This is a genomic window from Streptosporangium jomthongense, assembly GCF_042650425.1.
Classification (GTDB): Bacteria; Actinomycetota; Actinomycetes; order Streptosporangiales; family Streptosporangiaceae; genus Streptosporangium.
In genome coordinates, this window is sequence record NZ_JBHSBC010000014.1 from 478,172 (window position 1) to 496,343 (window position 18,172).

12 protein-coding genes are annotated in these 18,172 nt (G+C 72.7%); 4 read left to right on the plus strand and 8 right to left on the minus strand.

The annotated features are described in order from the left end of the window. Positions 1-165 precede the first annotated feature (165 nt). From ACFOYY_RS16990 to ACFOYY_RS17025, 8 genes are all read right to left on the minus strand, one after another. Positions 166-1,950: an NAD+ synthase gene (locus tag ACFOYY_RS16990; protein WP_352008789.1), complete on the minus strand. Its 1,785-nt coding sequence runs from the start codon at positions 1,948-1,950 to the stop codon at positions 166-168. Between the two features lie 56 nt (positions 1,951-2,006). Further along, positions 2,007-2,906 carry a TolB family protein gene (locus ACFOYY_RS16995; protein ID WP_352008790.1) on the minus strand — a complete coding sequence of 300 codons (900 nt, stop codon included), beginning with the start codon at positions 2,904-2,906 and terminating at the stop codon, positions 2,007-2,009. 66 nt (positions 2,907-2,972) lie between these two features. Continuing rightward, on the minus strand, positions 2,973-5,039 hold the full coding sequence (locus ACFOYY_RS17000) for a sensor histidine kinase (protein WP_352008791.1): 2,067 nt from the start codon (positions 5,037-5,039) through the stop codon (positions 2,973-2,975). Between the two features lie 2 nt (positions 5,040-5,041). Then, a complete protein-coding gene (locus ACFOYY_RS17005; RefSeq protein ID WP_352008792.1) occupies positions 5,042-6,472 on the minus strand; it encodes a BTAD domain-containing putative transcriptional regulator in 1,431 nt (476 codons plus the stop codon). Between the two features lie 135 nt (positions 6,473-6,607). Further along, positions 6,608-8,578, minus strand: coding sequence for a sensor histidine kinase (locus tag ACFOYY_RS17010; protein WP_352008793.1), 1,971 nt, complete (start codon positions 8,576-8,578; stop codon positions 6,608-6,610). Between the two features lie 170 nt (positions 8,579-8,748). Then, entirely contained in the window at positions 8,749-9,870 is a 1,122-nt protein-coding gene (locus ACFOYY_RS17015) for a terpene synthase family protein (RefSeq protein WP_386190266.1), read from the minus strand. Then, positions 9,870-10,382, minus strand: a complete 513-nt coding sequence (locus ACFOYY_RS17020) for an EF-hand domain-containing protein (protein ID WP_352008795.1) — start codon at positions 10,380-10,382, stop codon at positions 9,870-9,872. Before ACFOYY_RS17020 ends, ACFOYY_RS17015 begins: the two co-directional genes overlap by 1 nt. 35 nt (positions 10,383-10,417) lie before the next feature. Further along, positions 10,418-11,284, minus strand: coding sequence for a hypothetical protein (locus ACFOYY_RS17025; protein WP_386190267.1), 867 nt, complete (start codon positions 11,282-11,284; stop codon positions 10,418-10,420). 480 nt (positions 11,285-11,764) lie between these two features. On the opposite strand from ACFOYY_RS17025, the gene glnA reads away from it, so the two are divergent. The 4 genes from glnA to ACFOYY_RS17045 all read left to right on the plus strand — a co-directional run bounded on the left by glnA (position 11,765) and on the right by ACFOYY_RS17045 (position 18,146). Further along, complete coding sequence (gene glnA / locus ACFOYY_RS17030) at positions 11,765-13,126, plus strand: type I glutamate--ammonia ligase (protein ID WP_352008797.1); 1,362 nt, start codon at positions 11,765-11,767, stop codon at positions 13,124-13,126. Positions 13,127-13,523: 397 nt separating this feature from the next. Then, complete coding sequence (locus tag ACFOYY_RS17035) at positions 13,524-14,249, plus strand: hotdog fold domain-containing protein (protein WP_352008798.1); 726 nt, start codon at positions 13,524-13,526, stop codon at positions 14,247-14,249. A gap of 87 nt (positions 14,250-14,336) precedes the next feature. Continuing rightward, positions 14,337-15,062, plus strand: coding sequence for a type 1 glutamine amidotransferase (locus ACFOYY_RS17040; RefSeq protein ID WP_362775222.1), 726 nt, complete (start codon positions 14,337-14,339; stop codon positions 15,060-15,062). 102 nt (positions 15,063-15,164) lie between these two features. After that, positions 15,165-18,146 (plus strand): bifunctional [glutamine synthetase] adenylyltransferase/[glutamine synthetase]-adenylyl-L-tyrosine phosphorylase, encoded by a 2,982-nt coding sequence (locus ACFOYY_RS17045; RefSeq protein WP_386190276.1) that lies wholly within the window; start codon positions 15,165-15,167, stop codon positions 18,144-18,146. Positions 18,147-18,172: the final 26 nt, after the last annotated feature.

The following is an 18,172-nucleotide window of genomic DNA, read 5'->3' on the forward strand; positions in this document are numbered from 1 at the left end:
CCGAGCGCGGGCGGACGGGTGGAGGGGAGTCGACGGCGCCCGCTCGCCGCCCGCCGGACCACCGCGGCCGATCTCAGCCCCCTCCCCGGCCGCCGGTGACCCTCCCTGCGGTGATACCCACCCCGCAAAGCTCATGCACGGCCCCACCGGAGTCGTTCAGGCAGGTCAGAGGGGAGTCTCGCGCCAGCGGTTGGTGATCGGCAGACGACGGTCGCGGCCGAAGTTCTTGGCCGTGATCTTGGGACCCGGGGGATACTGGCGGCGCTTGTACTCGGCCAGGTCGACCAGGCGGATGATCCTGGCGACCAGAGCGGGGTCGTGACCGGCGGCGACCAGCTCGGCCGATCCCATGTCCTCCTCGACGTAGTCGTGCAGGAGGGGGTCGAGCACGTCGTACTCGGGCAGGGAGTCGGTGTCACGCTGGCCGGGGCGCAGCTCCGCGCTCGGCTCCTTCTCGATGGAGTTCTCCGGGATGGGCGGGCGCGCGAAGCCGTACAGGAACTCGCCCGACCTGCCCGCCTGGGCGTTCCGCCAGCGCGACAGCTCCCAGACCAGGGTCTTGAGCACGTCCTTGATGGGCGCGAAGCCACCGGCGGAGTCGCCGTAGAGGGTGGAGTATCCGACCGCGAGCTCGCTCTTGTTGCCGGTCGTCAGCACCAGGTGACCGTGCTGGTTGGACAGGCCCATCAGGATCATGCCGCGTACCCTGGCCTGGAGGTTCTCCGCGGCCAGCCCGGACAGCTCGATCTCCTTCTCGAAGGCGTCGACCACACCGGAGATCGGGACGACCCTGGAGTTGATGCCCTGCCGTTCGACCAGCTCCCTGGCGTCGCTCAGGGAGTGGTCCGAGGAGTAGCGGGAGGGCATCAGCACCGCGTGCACCCGCTCGGGGCCGATCGCGTCTGAGGCGATCGTCGCGGTCAGCGCCGAGTCGATCCCCCCGGACAGGCCGAGGATGACCGACTGGAAGCCGTTCTTGCGCACGTAGTCGCGCACCGCGAGAACCAGTGCCGAGTAGACCTCCGCGGTGTCCTCCATGGGCTCGGCGACCGAGGGCGCCAGCGGCTCGTACGGTTCGAGCGAGCGGGCGGACAGCTCGATCCGCTCGACCGTGATGACCGTCCCGTCGCCCGCCTCGGTCTCGAAGGTCCCCAGGCCGCCGAACCGCGCCTCGGGCAGGTCGAGATCGACGACCAGCAGCTCCTCGGCGAACTTCGCGCCCCGCGCGACCAGCTCACCCGAGGCCGAGACGACCAGCGAGTCACCGTCGAAGACCAGCTCGTCCTGGCCGCCGACCTGGTTGACGTAGAGGAGGGCGCAGCCCGCCTCCCTGGCCCGCCGTGCGACGAGCTCAAGCCGCACGTCGTCCTTCTCCCGCTCGTACGGCGAGGCGTTCGGCGTGATCAGCAGCCCGGCGCCCGCCTCGGCGACCACGGCGACCGGCCCGCCCTCCTGCCACAGGTCCTCACAGACGGCGATGGCCACGTCCACCCCGTGCAGCCGGAAGATCGGCAGCCGGTCACCGCGCACGAAGTAGCGGTACTCGTCGAAGACCCCGTAGTTGGGCAGGTGGTGCTTGGCGGTCCTGACCACGACCCGGCCCCGGTGGATGAGGGCCGCGGCGTCCAGCGGGGCCCCCTTCGGCAGGCCGAGCCTCGGGGAGAGGTTCGCCCGGTCCACGTAGCCGACCACGACCGGCATCTCGCCGAGCCCCTCCTCGGCCAGCCGCGTCGCGAGGGCCTCGACGGCGGCGAGCGAGGCGTCGACGAAGGACGCCCGCAGCACCAGGTCCTCGACCGGGTATCCGACCAGGGACATCTCGGTGAAGACCGTCAGATGCGCGCCACGCTCGGTGGCGCGCCTGGTCCACTCGACGATCCTGTCGGCGTTGGCCGCCAGGTCGCCGACCTCGGGGTTGGTCTGGGCAAGGGCGATGCGCAGTTGAGCCACGTGTCCCACCCTATTGGGGCCCCGCCCTCCGGCGCGGCGGGGGCCGTACGGGTGGGTCAGCCGATGACGCTGAGCAGGCCGAGGTTCTTGGCCTGCGGGATCTCGCCCACGCGCTGGCTCACCTTGTAGGTGTCGGGGTCGAGCACGACCCAGGTGTTGGCGCTCTTGCCCTTGACCCGGACCACGAGGGTGCCGTCGGTCAGGAACCTGGCGCCGATCAGTGTGCCCCGCACCGGGATGGGGATCTTCCTGCCGGTCCTGGTGTCGTAGAGCGACGGGGTGTAGGACAGCGGCCAGGAGCCGTCCCCGCCGGGGGCGTTCTTGCCGATCGTGTTCACCACGACCCGGTCGCCGTTGGGGGACAGACCGTCGACGTGGTTGGCGAGCCGGATCCCGGGGACCCTGGTCGAGACGTGCGAGACGGTGTTCAGCAGGTAGACGCCGTCGGTGTTCCCGGCGTATCCGGCGAGCGTCCTGCCGTCGGCCGACCAGGCCAGGTGGCACACGCCCGCGGTCTTGCCCGCGATCACCGGCCTGCCGCCGCCGGCGCCGACCAGCGCGACGGTCGCCTTGTCCGAACCGCCCCTGGTCACGTAGGCGATCCGCTTGCCGTCCGCGCTCCAGGCGGGGGTCAGGCACGGCCCCACGTAGGCGGCGTTCGTGGCGACCACCTTGTCGCCGGCCGCGCTCTTGACGTGCAGGCGCCCCTTGCCGTCGATCCAGGCGACCTTCCCGCCGCCGGGCGCCGCGGCGAACTGCCCGGCGAAGGAGGAGCCGCCGACGGCCAGCTTGCTCAGGCCCCCCTGCTGGGTGACCACCTCGACCCCCGCGCCCTTGTAGCCGAAGAAGACGGCCCCCGGAGTGGTGGCGGCCCGGGCGGGGGCGGGGACGGCGGCGACGGACACGACGGTGGACGCGGCGAGTACGGCGCCGACGGCCAGGGCCAGGTGCTTCACGCGAAACTCCTCGGATAATTTCAGCAACGCCATGTCAGACACGCGGGAGCACCGGAAAGTTCACACTCAGGCGGCGGAGATCGGCAGCACGGCCTCGACGACCGTACCGCCTCCCGGCGCGGCGCCGATCACGCACGTCCCGCCCAGCTCCGCGGCGCGCTCACGCATCGACAGCAGGCCGACGCCCGCACGGCGCCCCTCGGGCAGCCCGCCTCCGTCGTCCTGGACGCGGACGACCAGCGACTCGCCCCGGCGCAGCGAGACCACGGCGGAGCTGGCGCCCGCGTGCTTGCGGACGTTGGTGAGCCCCTCCTGCGCGATCCGGTAGGCGGCGACCTCGGTGGCCGCGGGCAGGTCGGACAGGTCGCCCTCGGTCTCCACGGCCACCTCGGGCCCGCCGTCGGCGGCCAGCGCCCGTACGGCCCCGGCCAGGCCGAGCTCGTCGAGGGTCGGCGGGCGCAGGCCGTAGACCAGCTCCCTGATCTCCTGACCGACCGTGTCCATGCCCTCGCGCAACTCGGCCAGGAGCCGGTCGGCCGAGGCCGGGGCGGAGCGCAGGCTGATCCTGGCCATGTTGATCGACATCGCCATGTCGGTCAGCGCGTGGCCGAGCCCGTCGTGCAGGTCCCGCCGCAGGCGCCTGCGCTCCTCCTCACGGGCGGTGAGGATGCGCTCGCGGGAGCGCCGCAGGTCGGCGGTCATCGTCACGGCGTGCACCACGTCCGCCACGTACGGCGTGACCACGGCGATCAGCCGGTCGTTGTGGGCCGCGGCGAACCTGCGGGGGCCGGGCGCGCCCAGCAGCAGCCGTCCGACGGGCTCGCCGTGCCAGACCAGCGGTACCACGCGGGGGGCGGGTCCCAGCAGGCCGATCTCGACCCTCCTGCTTCCCGGGGCCCGCGCCTCGACCGCCACACCGGTGACGCTCAGGCCGTCCTTGACGGCCGCGGCCACGGCGGCCAGCGCGTTGGCGGGCTCGGCCTGGCCGACCTCCCTGGTCAGCCGGGCGGCCAGGGCCGCCGGATCTCCGTGCGTGCCGTACATGAGACGGTCGGCCCAGCGCCTGAGCATCCCGCGCAGCGGGTGGAAGAACACCCCGGCGAGCAGGGCGGCGGCCAGGCCGCCGATCCGGTCGTAGCCGGACAGGGCGAACCCGGCGATGGCCCCGGCCCCGAAGTAGACCACGCTGACCGCGGCGATCAGCCCGGCGGCCACGAAGGCACGGCTGATCACGGTGTCGATGCCGTACAGGCGGTGACGCAATACGGAGAAGGTGATGGCGATCGGGATCAGCCCGGTCCACACGGTGGCCGTCAGGACCCAGTCCTTCCCGGCGAGCATGCAGACGATGTAGACGGCGAACGCGCCCAGCGGCCAGGCGATCTGGCGGCGCATCACCGGGTCGGCCCGGCGCAGGCGCAGCACCAGGGAGAGCATCGCCAGCACCGCCATGCCCATGATCATCCCCAGCATGACGTTCTGCAGCGCCGCGTTGTACGGCCTCAGCGCCTCGATCGCCAGCGGGTTGGGCAGCCGGGCGGGCAGCGGGTAGCCGTCCAGGGGCGGTGTGGGCCGTACGACCAGGCGGAACGCCTCGACGGCCATCACCACGCCCGTCAGGACCACGACAGGACGCCAGCGCCGGGAGGGCAGCCTGCCGTCGGGGGAGTAGAGCGGCAGCAGGACCGCCAGCGTCAGCCCGCCGACGGCCCAGCCGATCCCGGCGGCGTAGCGGTATGTCCCGGCCGCCATCAGGTCGCCCTGGGCCCCCGAGCGCAGCATCAGGGCGGTGCCCAGGACGTTGACGGCGCAGGCGATCCCGCCTACGCACATCAGCCACGCCGCGGGCGGGCGGGACCGGTGGGCCAGCAGGAAGGCGCCGACCAGCGGGAAGGTCAGGGCACACGACAGGTCGGGGGAGACGAGCAGCCCGACGCCCCACTCGGACGGCAGGTCCCAGGTGACCACCAGCGCGGCCACCGTCAGCGCGGAGGCGGCGGCCGAGAGCGCGATGACCACCAGGCGCGGCCGGGAGATGGCCCGCCGCCCCCGCGCCGCCCGCCCGGGCACGTCCACGGCGGGGGCCGTTCCGGGGACGTCGGGGGGGCGGCCGGGAGGTGTCTCGACCGGCATCGTCACCTGCCCACGTCACCCGGGTTGACCAGGCCCGACTCGTATGCGGCGACGACGAGCTGGGCGCGGTCGAACAGTCCCAGGTGGTCGAGGAGCCTGGCCACCGACTGGGCGACCGACCGTTCCTGGACGGCCAGGGTCGCCGCGATCTGCCGGTTGGTGAGCCCCCTGGCGATCAGCTTCATCAGGTCGAGGTCGGCGTCGCCGAGACCGGCGAGGCCGGGAGGAGCCGAGGGGTTGGCCCGCCCGGCGAAGCCCGCGATCAGGCGGGTCGTGACGGCGGGGTCGATCAGCGCGTCACCGGCCTGCGCGGCGCGCATCGCGCTGATGAGCTGCTCCGGCGCGGAGGTCTTGAGCACGAACCCGCTCACCCCGGCCCGTAGCGCCGCGTAGAGGTTGTCGTCCGTGCCGAACGTGGTCATCATGATCACCTTCGGCGGGGCCTCGTCGGACAGGATGCGCCGCGCGGCGGTCAGGCCGTCGAGACGGGGCATCTGGATGTCCATCAGCACCAGGTCCGGGTGGGTCTCACGGACGACCGTGATGGCCTGTTCGCCGTTCTCCGCCTCACCGACGAGGTGGAAACCGGGCTCGCTGTCGAGCACGACGCGCAGACCCGTGCGGACCAGGGCCTGGTCGTCGGCCACGACCACGCGCAGCGTGGGGGCGGCGGGAAGGACGGGGGCGGCGGGCCGTACGGTGACGGTCTCCCTGACGGACGGCGCGTCCCCGTGCGGATCCAGGTGGGCGGCCTGCGAGAGCATGTCCGATTCGAGCCGTTGCAGGGTCGCGCCGAGATCGAGGCCGAGCTCCTCGCGGAGCGTCGTCCTGGCGCGCCGGAGCGCTCCCAGGGCGTCGCCCTGCCTGCCGCCCCGGTAGAGCGCGAGCGCCAGCAGCCGCCAGGCCTCCTCCCGCAGCGGGTGCGCCGAGACGTGCGCCTCCAGGTCGGCGACCAGCGCGCCGGAGCGGCCGAGCGCCAGCCCCGCGTCCGCGCGGCGTTCGAACGCGATCAGCCGCAGTTCCTCAAGGCGGCCCGCCTCGGTCATCGCCCAGGGCAGGTCGGAGAACTCGGCCAGCGCCGGTCCCCGCCACAGCGACAGGGCCTCTCCCAGCCGTTTCCACACCGTCGCGGGGTCGCCCTCGGTCTTGACGGCGTCCTCGAACATCCAGGCGTCCACCTGCTGGGCGTCGGCGCGCAGCGCGTACCCCGGCGGCGCCGAGACCAGCACCTCCGCCTCCTCCCTGGGGGCGCGGCCCGGTTCGAGGGCGCGCCGCAGCCGCGAGACGTATCCCTGTACGGTTGACAGGGCCTGAGTGGGGGGTTCGCCCGGCCAGAGCTCGTCGATGAGCATGCTTACGGGCACGGCGCGACCGCCCGCGACGAGGAGGCGGGCCAGCACGGCCATCTGGCGTTGGCCGCCTAGATCGATCACCGTGTCGCCGTGGCGAGCCTGGAACGGTCCGAGAGCACGAAATATCAGCATCGCAGGGTAAGCGTAGGGCTAGCAGGGCTAACGTCATACGGTAATACCCACCATCGTTCGCATCCTGTGAGAAATCACCAAAGATCAGGTCTCCGCGTTCGCGTTCAACGGGAGCACCGCCTCGACCACCGTCCCGCCCTCCGGTGGTGAGGTGATCACGCAGGTGCCGCCGAGTTCGGCGGCCCTCTCCCGCATCGACGAGAGTCCGACCCCGGAGCGCCTGCTCGCGGGCAGGCCGATGCCGTCGTCGCTCACCCTGACGTTCAGGTGCTCTTGCCCGTCCCGGTCCGGTGCGACCCGTTCGAGGACGACCCGCACCACCTGGGCCCCGGCGTGCTTGCGGACGTTGGTGAGCGCCTCCTGGACGATCCGGTAGGCGGCGACCTCGACCGCGGCGGGCAGCCCGGCCGGTTCCCCGCTCACCTCGACCCCGGGGCCCGCCATCTGCCTGACGGCCCCGGCGAGCCCGAGGTCGTCCAGGGCGGGCGGGCGCAGGCCGTAGACCAGGTGCCTGATGTCGCTGGTCACCGCGTCCATGCCGGAGCGAAGGTCGCTGAGCACGCGTTCGGCGGCCTCGGGGGAGGTGCGCAGCGAATGCCTGGCCATGGTGATGGACATGGCCATCCCGCTGAGCGACTGGCCGAGCCCGTCGTGCAGGTCCCGCCGCAGGCGGCGGCGCTCCTCCTCCCGGGTGGCGACGATCCGCTCGCGGGAGCGCCGCAGCGCGCCGACCAGCCTGACCGCGTGGGCGGCGTCGGCCACGTACGGCGTGAGCGCGGCGATCACCCGTCCGTTGTGCGCGGCGGGCAGCCGCCTGGCCCCGGGCGGTCCGATCAGCAGGTCGCCGACGTGCCCGCCGTGCCAGACCAGCTCGACGTCGCGCACCACCTCCCGCAGCTCGCCGACCGTCACCTCCGCGGGCCCGCCGCCCGGGAAGCGCACCGCGACCCCGGTCACCGCCAGGCCCTCCCGGAGCACCTCCAGCGCGGCGACCAGCCCGCCGGCGGGATCGACACGCTGCAGGCGCCGCCGTAGCCCCTCGGCCAGCGCCACCGGGTCGCCCCTGCTGCCGTAGAGCAGGTTGTCCGCGCCGCGTTGCAGCAGACGGCGCAGCGGATGGAAGAACGCCCCGGCGCAGAGCGCGGCGAGCAGTCCGCCGACCGGGTAGACGTCGGACAGGAACAGGCTGGAGGCCGCGCCCGCCGCCATGTAGACGCCGCCGATCACACCGACCAGTCCCGCGCCGACCAGCGTCCGGGTGACCAGTGTGTCGATGCCGTAGAGCCGGTGGCGCAGCACGGAGAAGGTGATCGCGGCGGGGATGAGCAGGACCGTGAACGAGGTCAGCCACCACAGGGGGTTGCCGACCACCCAGGGGATGATCACGGTGGCCATCGCCAGCAGCGGCCACAGGATCTGCCTGCGCTCCTCCAGCCCCGCCCGCCGGAACCGTACGGCCAGCGAGACGAAGGCCAGGACCATCGCCACGTTGCCGAGGTACTCCATCAGCAGATGGGCCTGCCAGGGGAAGGTGGAACGGTCCCGTGTCTGAGGGATCAGGAACTCGGCGCGCAGCGTGTCGACGGTCAGCACGACGACGGTGAACCAGATCAGCGGCCGCCAGCGGCGGGAGGGCAGACGCCCGTCCGGGTACAGCAGCGGCAGCAGCACACCCAGCTGCAGGATCGTGAGCTTCCCGCTCACACCGGCGACCGTCCAGATCTGCTCGGGAAGGCCGAGGTGCCCGACCGCGTTCAGCAGCGCGAGGTTCGTCGTCAGGCTGTTCAGCGCCGAGCACAGCCCGCCCAGGCACAGCAGCCAGCCGATCATCAGCCGGGGCCGCTGGAACACCAGCAGCGCCCCGAAGATCGGGAAGGCACTGCCCGTGACGTCCTCGGGCGCGAACGGCAGTGGCGTGTAGGAGGGCTGCGGCAGTTGCGCCGTCACCCAGATGTTGCCCCATTCCATGGCCACGGAGACGGCGGCGATCAGTACCGCCGAGATCCGCGCCCTGACGGGCGTCACCGTCGGGAAAACCCGGCTCAGCCCGCGCATCGCCTCGGCCCTTCCATGTCGTGCTCAAAAGGACCTTAACCGGCACGAACCACAAAAGAATCAACCAATGATCAACGTGAGAACCTCACCTTCACGCCCCGGCGCGCCGGGTGAGGGGAAGGCCGCCTTTCGCCACGCGGGTGCGGACGCGGGCGAGGGCGGCGCGAACCTCACGCCGTGACGTCGTATCTCTCTGACTCAAGGAGCCATTCGAGCTGGGCCCTGGGCGCGGTGAGGAAGGCGCAGGCGACCTTGCTGGCGTTCCTCGCCTCGACGGGTGTGAGCCCGAACTCGTCGAACAGTCCGGGCAGCCGGCGCGCGGCGGCCCGCAGGTCCTCGGAGCGCTCGGCGATCCGGTCGTTCACCCAGGCCACGGCCTCGGCGTCGGACAGGCCGAAGGCGTGCGCGGCGACCATCACGTAGTTGTGCACGTCACCGTTGGCCCGCTCCTTGTGGTGCGAGGCGACGTCGTTGCACCAGGCGGTGACGTCGTTGCAGGCGTCGACCAGCGTCCGCCAGGTCCGGCACTCCCGCAGCTCGGCCGGGACCTCGACCCCCAGGCACGGTTCGACCAGGTCGAACAGGTAGGGGCCGACCGTTCCCCTGCGCAGCACGGGGTACTCCGTGATCGAGGGCACCCGCCCCGCGCACCGGTTCTCCGCCTCGGTACGGCACGCCACTCCCTGGGCCGCCAGCCCGTGGGCGAAACGTTCCCGCCAGCGGCGGCTCATCCTGGGGGCGGTCGCCCCCCACAGGTCGCGGAAGGCCGCCTCGACCGGGGAGACCCCCTCCGGCCTCGGCGTCCTGACCGGGAGCGGGGACGGGATCCGCGTCATGACCGGTGCCGAAGGCCTCGGCCGTGCGGCGGTGAGCGACGCCGTCATGGCCGTTCTGGCCGCCTGCGTCTCACCGTGAACGGCCTCCGCGGTGTGGCGGACCAGACGGGAGAAGGTGGCCTCCACGATCCCGGCCGCCCGCCCGGCGGGTTTCTCGTCCCACTCGTCGTCGAAGTGGAACAGCCAGGTCAGCCATTTGGCGAACAGGAGTGTCGAATCGGTGCCGAACCCGGCGAAGGCGCGGCCCGCCATCCGGTCGAAGCGCGCGAGCACGGGAGTCTCAAGCCCGATCTCGCGGGTCCAGTCCGCCAGTGAGGCCGTGATCCGGTCGATCGAGGCGTGCATGCGGCACGGGGCGGCCATGACCGGAACCCGGTCGACGAGGGGCAGCAGCAGAGCCGCGGCGACCGAGGAGGCCCGTCCACCGGTCCTGGTCGCCGTGTCGATGACGGACACTACAGCGAACCGCCGGGCCGGGAGGGGAGCGTGTAGTAGGCCCTGGTCGCCTCGACCAGCTCGCCGACCGAGACCCCGCGCTCGTGCTCCAGCCGCTCGAAGGCGGTTTCCGCCTCACCGCACGGGGCGCCGAACGCGCTCAGCAGAAGCCGGAGCTCGGCTGCCTCGACGACACCGTCGCCGTCGGTGTCGCACATCTCCGCGACCGCCTCCGCGGCGGGGCGGAGCACCGCGTCGAACCGCGCGTCCTCGGAGAGGACCGAGGACATGCCGGTTCTGAACTCCTCCGGGGAGATGGCGCCGTCGCCGACCTCACCGGAGAGGGCTCGCCAGACCGACTCGAACCCGTCGACCAGTTTGCTGCCCGCGGCCGAGGTCGGCGACTCGCCGAAACCGACCAGGATCAGGGCACCCAGGCCGAGTAGGTCGTCACGCTCGACCCGCCCGTTGCCATCGGCGTCCAGTTGCCCGAAGGCATGATCCAACCTGCTCTTGAGAAGCTCTGTGCTCATCCTACACCTCCACGTTACTTGTGGGACACAGGCGGTTACTCTAGGTGACGATAGCGACGGGATTCCAGAAGTCCCTCCAGGTAAGCCCTTGGAATCGTCAAGAAGGCACAGGCCACCTGGATCACCTCACGGGAGGCGTCCAGGCCGAGGCCGTGGCGTCCGACGAGCGGGGGCAGGACGCGGGCGGCGGCCCACAACTCCTCCATGCGCTCGACCACGCGGTCGACCGCCCGGGCCTGGGCGCCCTGCGGGAAGGCCTCCGCCCGCGCGGCGGGAACCGGAGGAACGGGCGGGGAGGGCGGGGCGGCCACGACCGGCAGGCGGCCAGTCAGCAGGGCGTCACACCAGGTCACCACGTCACCGCCCGCCTCGGTCGCCGCGCGCCATCGGCGGCTCTCCTGGAGCGTGGCGGGCACCTCGACCCCGAGACACGGTTCGGCCAGGTCCAGCAGCTGCCGCCCGAACCCCGCCCCGGCCGGTACGGCGAGCCCCGAGACGAACCGCTCGCGCCACCTCCGGCTCATCCCGGGAGCGCAGGACCCCCACAGGTCGGCGAAGGCCCGTTCGACCGGAGCGTGCCCCGGCTCGCCGCCCCCGGCGACCGCGAGCACCCCGGGAAGAGCCGCGGGTTGGCGGCGCAGCCGGGTCAGCAGGGTCAGCCAGCGGGCGAACAGCGTGGCCGTGCCGGTGTCGTGCCGGGCGAACGCCCGCCCGGCCAGCCGGTGGACCTCCTCCGCGGGGTCGGCGTCCAGGCCGGTCCTGCGCGCCCAGTCGATGACCGCCGCCTCGATCCGGTGCGCGGACGGGTGCATGGGGCAGGGCGCGGACAGCGCCGCCAGCCGTTCTCTGAGCGGGACTCCGGGCGGGACCGCCCCCCGTGGCGCGTTGAGCCGGGTACGCATCGTTCTCCCCCAGAAGGACGTCGGCGGGACGTGGTGTGCGAGGGCAGGGCCGCCGGAGGGCGGAGCCGGGAGCCCGTCACGGCCCGGGGTGTCCCACCTCGCCGTGGCGCGGCCGCCGCGGGCCATCGGGACGGCCGTTCGGATGATCGGCCGTACGGTGTCCCCGATCCCGGCCCGCCGGTGCGCGCGGGCCGGTGGCCCGCATTGTTTCGCCTGGTCACCGCAGGTTCCAGTACCTCTCGCGCCGGGCGTGTCCCGCTCTCGCGGCGACCTCTCGCCGCCTCTGCGGGGCCGTACGGCGGGGGCGGGGACACGAAGGGACACAACGGGTGACACAGGAAGGGCAGGAAAGGGGCGAAACGGCGTCTCGCCGCCTTCTCCGTAACGTGTCCGAAACACTGAGCGGGCAGACTGGTAGAAGGCCAGGCGTGTGCCCGCAGACGTGCACCGTGTCGGCCTCGGCAGTGGAGGAGAGAGGCTTTGGACCGCCAGCAGGAGTTCGTTCTCCGTACCCTTGAGGAGCGCGACATCCGGTTCATCCGGTTGTGGTTCACCGACGTGCTCGGGTTCCTGAAGTCGGTCGCCATCGCCCCCGCCGAGCTTGAGGGGGCCTTCGCGGAGGGCATCGGCTTCGACGGTTCGGCGATCGAGGGCTTCGCCCGCGTCTACGAGTCGGACATGCTCGCCAAGCCCGACCCCTCGACCTTCCAGATCCTGCCCTGGCGCAGCGAGACACCCGGTGTGGCCAGGATGTTCTGCGACATCCTCATGCCGGACGGCTCACCGTCGCACGCCGACCCGCGCTGGGTGCTCAAGCGGACCCTGGCGAAGGCCTCCGACATGGGCTTCAGCTTCTACACCCACCCCGAGGTCGAGTTCTTCCTGCTGAAGGACAGGCCGGAGGCGGGCAGGCGGCCCGAGCCGATCGACGACGGCGGTTACTTCGACCACACCCCGCACAGTTCGGGACACGACTTCCGGCGCAGCGCGATCATGATGCTGGAGTCGATGGGCATCTCGGTCGAGTACAGCCACCACGAGGGCGCCCCCGGTCAGCAGGAGATCGACCTGCGCTACGCCGACGCGCTCACCACGGCCGACAACATCATGACCTTCCGGCTGGTCATGAAGGAGGTCGCGCTGGAGCAGGGCATCTGGGCGAGCTTCATGCCCAAGCCGTTCACCGAGCACCCCGGCTCCGGCATGCACACCCACATGTCGCTGTTCGAGGGAGACCGCAACGCCTTCTACGAGCCGGGGGCCGACTACCAGCTCTCCAAGGTCGGCCGGTCCTTCATCGGCGGGCTGCTCGCGCACGCCGCCGAGATCACCGCCGTCTGCAACCAGTGGGTCAACTCCTACAAGCGGCTGTGGGGCGGAGCCGAGGCCATCGCCGGGGCGGGCGGCGAGGCGCCGAGCTACATCTCCTGGGGGCACAACAACCGCTCCGCCCTGGTCAGGGTGCCGATGTACAAGCCCCACAAGAGCGGCTCGACCCGCATCGAGTTCCGCTCGCTCGACTCGGCCTGCAACCCCTACCTCGCCTTCGCGGTGATCCTCGCGGCGGGCCTGAAGGGCATCGAGCAGGGATACGAGATGCCTCCCGGCGCCGAGGACGACGTCTGGGCGCTGACCTCGGCCGAGCGCCGGGCGCTGGGCATCCAGCCGCTGCCGCAGTCGCTCGACGAGGCCATCGCTGTGATGGAGCGCAGCGAACTGGTCGCCGAGACCCTGGGCGAGCACGTCTTCGACTACTTCCTGCGCAACAAGCGCGCCGAGTGGAGCGAGTACCGCCGCCAGGTCACCGAGTTCGAACTCGGCCGTTACCTTCCGGTGCTGTGACGGTCTCCGGGGTGCGGCAGGGGGCCGTACCCCACCTGCCTCACGCGGGGGCGTCCCGGGCGCGGTAGGGTTCAAGCGCGCGGGCGGTTCCGGCGCCCGTACCCTGTGACCCCCGATCATGCGGGCTGCTTCGGCGTGCCCGCGACCGGCCGGTCCGCGGGGCGCGGGCCGGGCGAGGTTTCGCGGCGACGACCGGCGGGCCGTCCCCGAAAGACTCGTCGGCAAGGACGCGCCCCCCGCGGTTCCCCTCAGGACGGCGGGTGGCAAGGCGCCGTTGATCCGCTCGTCACCGTCACCTGGTTCGCCGGTCCCGTGGCGGCTCCGGTAAAATCAGTCGGTCCATTTATAGGGATTTTTCGAGGACAAATCGCCGTAAAGGGCGATTAGGAGGTGCCGTATGACAACGGCTGCCGAGCTGCAGACCGTGGTGACCGTCCCGGCGCGTTTCCGTGGGCCCGAGGGCTCAGCGAACGGCGGATGGATCGCGGGTACGGTCTCCCAGGCGTCGCACGGCGCCCGGCACGACTCGGCCGTCGAGGTCACACTGCATGCCCCCACACCGCTGGAGACCGAGCTCTCCCTGCGGCACCTGGCCAACAGCGCGACCCTCACCGACGGGGAGACCCTGCTTGTCGAGGCCATCCCGGTCGCCGAGCGGCTCAACGCCCCTGACTTCGTGCCCTTCAACGAGGCCGCCCGCGCTGAGAGCGGTTTCGCCGGGATCACCGGCCACCCCTTCCCCGGCTGCTTCGTCTGCGGTCTGCGCGACCCGGGGGACGGCCTGCGGATCTTCCCCGGCGCCGTGTCCGGCGGCGAGCTGGTCGCCGCGGGCTGGCGGGTGCCGATGACCGTCACCGACGAGGACGGCGTCGTCCCCGACGCGCTCGTCTGGGCTGCCCTCGACTGCGCTACCGGCTGGGCCCACTTCGGACCCGGTGAGTCGGCCCTGCTCGGCAGGCTGACCGCCAAGGTCGAGCGGCGCGTCTACCCCGGCGGCACCTACTCCGTCGTCGCCCGCGCCACGGGCCGCGAAGGCCGCAAGCTCTTCGGCGAGAGCGCCGTCTACGAGGTCGACGGCACCCTGGTCGCCGCCGCCAAGGCCGTCTGGATCACCTCCGCCTGAGGTCGTACGGGACCGGGGGCCGCACCCCCCCGTATCCCATTGAAGACCGATATGGGGTCTGGTACGGCTTTCGCCGATAATTGCGGCATGAGAATCACCGTCGTCGAGAACGAAGCCGGAGCGGGCCTGGGCGCCTTCGCCGGATGGCTGGCCGACAGCGGCGCCGAGTGCGAGGTCGTCCGCCCCCACCTTGGAGAGCCGATCCCGCGGCGGGCGCGGGACGGCCTGATCGTGCTCGGCGGGACGGCGGCGGCCTGGGAGGACGAGCGCTTCCCCTGGCTGCCCGAGACCCGCGCCCTGATCAGGTCCTCCGTCGAGAACGGCGTGCCGACCCTGGGAGTCTGCCTGGGCGCCCAGCTGATGGCGCTCGCCTGCGGCGGCTCCGTCGAACGCGGTGAGCACGGCCTTGAGGTCGGCGTCACCGAGGTCGTCCCCCTCCCCGCCGCCGCCGACGATCCCCTGTTCACCGGGTTCGGCCCGGTGCCCGCCGTGCAGTACCACGGTGACGCGGTGACCCGGCTGCCCGAGGGAGCCGTGCCGCTCGCCGTCGGCGATCCCTACCCCAACCAGGCCTACCGCCTGGGCGAGAGGGCCTGGGGGGTGCAGTTCCACCCGGAGGCGGATGTCGAGGTCTTCACCGACTGGACCGGCCACTCCGCCGACCACCTGACCGGGCTCGGCCACTCGGTCGAGGAGCTCAACGCGGGGGTCAAGGCGGCCGAGGAGGACCTGACCCGGACCTGGCGGACCTTCGCCCGGCGTTTCGCGGCCGTCGTGGAGTCCGCCGGGGAAGGCACGGACGCCGCCGGCTGATCGGCGCGGCCGTACCGGGCGGGGATGACGGGGCGGTGATCGGGGAAGGCCACACCCGTGCCCGGTGACCGTGGACGAGGGAGGGTGAGCGCCGTGCCCCGGATGGAGACGACCGCGGGACGGATGGCCAGGCTCGGTTTCGCCGACGCGGCCAGGGCGGACCGGCTGTTCGGCGAACTGGGCACGCGGGCGGCGCGCGAGGCGGGCCTGCTCGACCCGCTGCTCGACTCCCTCGTGGCGACCGCCGACCCCGACCTGGCGCTGACCTCGCTCAACCGGCTGGCCGAACGGGACGAGGAGGCCGTCGAGGCGCTCACCGCCGACCCCGTCCTGCGGGCGCGCCTGCTGGGCGTCTTCGGGGTCAGCGCCGCGCTCGGCGACCACGTGGTCAGGCACCCGGAACACCGGCACCTGCTGGACGGCGCGCAGGACCTGAGGCGTCCCGCCGCACCCGAACTCCGCGCCTGCCTGCTGCGGGCGGTCGGCGCCGACCCGGCGGACCCCGAACCCAGGGCGGCGGCCACCGGCACCGAGACCCTGGTCGCGCTGCGGGTCGCCTACCGGGCCCGCCTGCTGTGCCTGGCCGCCCGTGACGTCCTGGGCCAGGCCTCGCTCGCGGAGGTCGCCGCCGAGCTGTCCGACCTGGCGGGAGCCGCGCTTGAGGCGGCGCTGGCCGTGGCCCGGGCCGAACACGCCGACCCGGGAACCGTACGGCTCGCCGTCATCGGCATGGGCAAGTGCGGGGCGCGGGAGCTCAACTACATCAGCGACGTGGACGTCGTCTTCGTGGCCGAACCCCGCCAGGGCGCGGAGGAGACCGAGGCCATCCGGCTGGCCACCCGCCTGGCCCAGGGCATGATGCACGTCTGCTCGGCGGGCACCCCCGAGGGGGCGCTGTGGGAGGTGGACGCCGCGCTGCGTCCGGAGGGCAGGTCCGGGCCGCTGGTGCGCACCCTCGCCAGCCACCGCGCCTACTACCGCCGCTGGGCCAAGACGTGGGAGTTCCAGGCGCTGCTGAAGGCCCGCCCCGTCGCGGGAGACCTCGAACTGGGCGAGCAGTACGTCTCGATGACGAACGAGATGGTCTGGCAGGCGGCCACCAGGGACCGGTTCGTCGAGGACGTGCAGGCGATGCGCCGCAGGGTCGAGGCCCACGTGCGCGGTGACGAGGCGGATCGTCAGATCAAGCTCGGGCCCGGCGGGCTGCGCGACATCGAGTTCGCGGTGCAGCTGCTGCAGCTCGTCCACGGTCGCCTCGACCCGCTGCTGCGCCGCCGCGCCACGCTCCCCGCGCTGGCCGCGCTGTCCAGGGGAGGCTACGTCGGCAGGGACGACGCCAGGGCGCTGGCCGAGGCCTACACCTTCCTGCGCCGGGTCGAGCACCTGATCCAGCTCTACCGGCTGCGCCGTACCCACGTGGTGCCGGAGGGGGAGGGCGACCTGCGGCGGCTCGGGCGCGGGCTGGGCATGACCGTCGATCCGGTCGGGGAGTTCACCGTCCGGTGGCGGCGGCACGCGATGGAGGTCAGGCGCCTGCACGAGAAGCTGTTCTACCGGCCGTTGCTGCAGGCCGTGGCCCGGCTGCCCGAGTCGGAGGACCGGCTCTCGACCTCCGCGGCGCAGGCCCGTCTTGAGGCGCTCGGCTACGCGGACCCGGCCGGGGCGCTGCGCCACATCAGCGCGCTGACCAGCGGGGTCTCCCGGCGGGCCGCGATCCAGCGGACCCTGCTGCCGGTCATGCTCGGCTGGTTCGCCGACGCCCCCGACCCGGACGCGGGCCTGCTCGGCTTCCGCCAGGTCTCCGACAGGCTCGGCGCGACCCCGTGGTACCTGCGGCTGCTGCGCGACGAGACCGCCGTCGCCTCACGCCTGGCCAGGCTGCTGGGCACCAGCCGCTACGTGACGGGCCTGCTGCTGCACGCCCCGGAGGCGGTCGCGATGTTCGGCTCGGACGCCGACCTGGCCCCCCGGCCCCCGGAGGCGCTGCTGGCCGAGGCGCGGGCCACCGTCGGGCGCTACCCGGGTGAGGCGGAGAGCGCGGTCGCCGCCGCCCGCGGGCTGCGGCGCAGGGAACTCGTCCGTACGGCCGCCGCCGACCTGTCGGGGCTCCTCGACGTGGAGCGGGTGGGGCAGGCGTTGTCGGCGCTGAACGACGTGACCGTCCAGGCCGCGCTCGACGCCGCGATCGGCAAGGTCGAGATGGAGCGGCGAACCCCGCTCCCCACCAGGTTCGCGGTGATCGCGATGGGCCGTCTCGGCGGCCTCGAATGTTCCTACGGCAGCGACGCCGACGTGATGTTCGTGCACTCACCCCTGGAGGGGGCGGCGGAGCGGGAGGCGACGGAGGCGGCCTTCGCGGTCGCCAACGAGCTGCGCCGCCTGCTGGCGCTGCCCGCCCCCGACCCGCCGCTGCTCATCGACCCCGACCTGCGCCCCGAGGGCCGTCAGGGGCCGCTGGTGCGCACACTGGCCTCCTACGCCGCCTACTACGGGCGCTGGTCGTCCCCCTGGGAGTCCCAGGCGCTGCTGCGCGCCCGCCTCTCCGCCGGGGACGCCGCGCTCGGCGCGGAGTTCCTCGCCCTGGCCGACCCGGTGCGCTATCCGGCCGGGGGCATCTCCGACGCGGCGGTGCTGCAGATCCGCAAACTGAAGGCCAGGATGGAGGCGGAACGGCTGCCCCGGGGAGCCGATCCCGCCCTGCACACCAAACTGGGCAGGGGAGGCCTGTCGGACGTCGAGTGGGTCGCGCAGCTGCTGCAGCTGCGCCACGCGGGGCCGCTGCCGTCGCTGCGGACCACCCGGACCCTGGAGACGCTGCGCGCCGCGCTCACCGAAGGGCTGCTCTCCGAGGCGGACGAGGCCGCGCTCGCCGGGGCCTGGCGGCTCGCCTCCCGCGTCCGGGACGCGATCATGCTGGTCAGGGGCAGGGCCGCGGACTCCATCCCGGTCGACGTCCGTGAACGCGCCCTCATCTCCCGCACCCTCGGCTATCCGCCCGACGACAGCGGGGACCTCGTCGAGGACTACCGCCGGGTCACCCGCCGCGCCCGTCTGGTCATGGAACGCGTGTTCTACGGCGAGTGAGCGTTTTACCGGTTTCCGGTGATGTT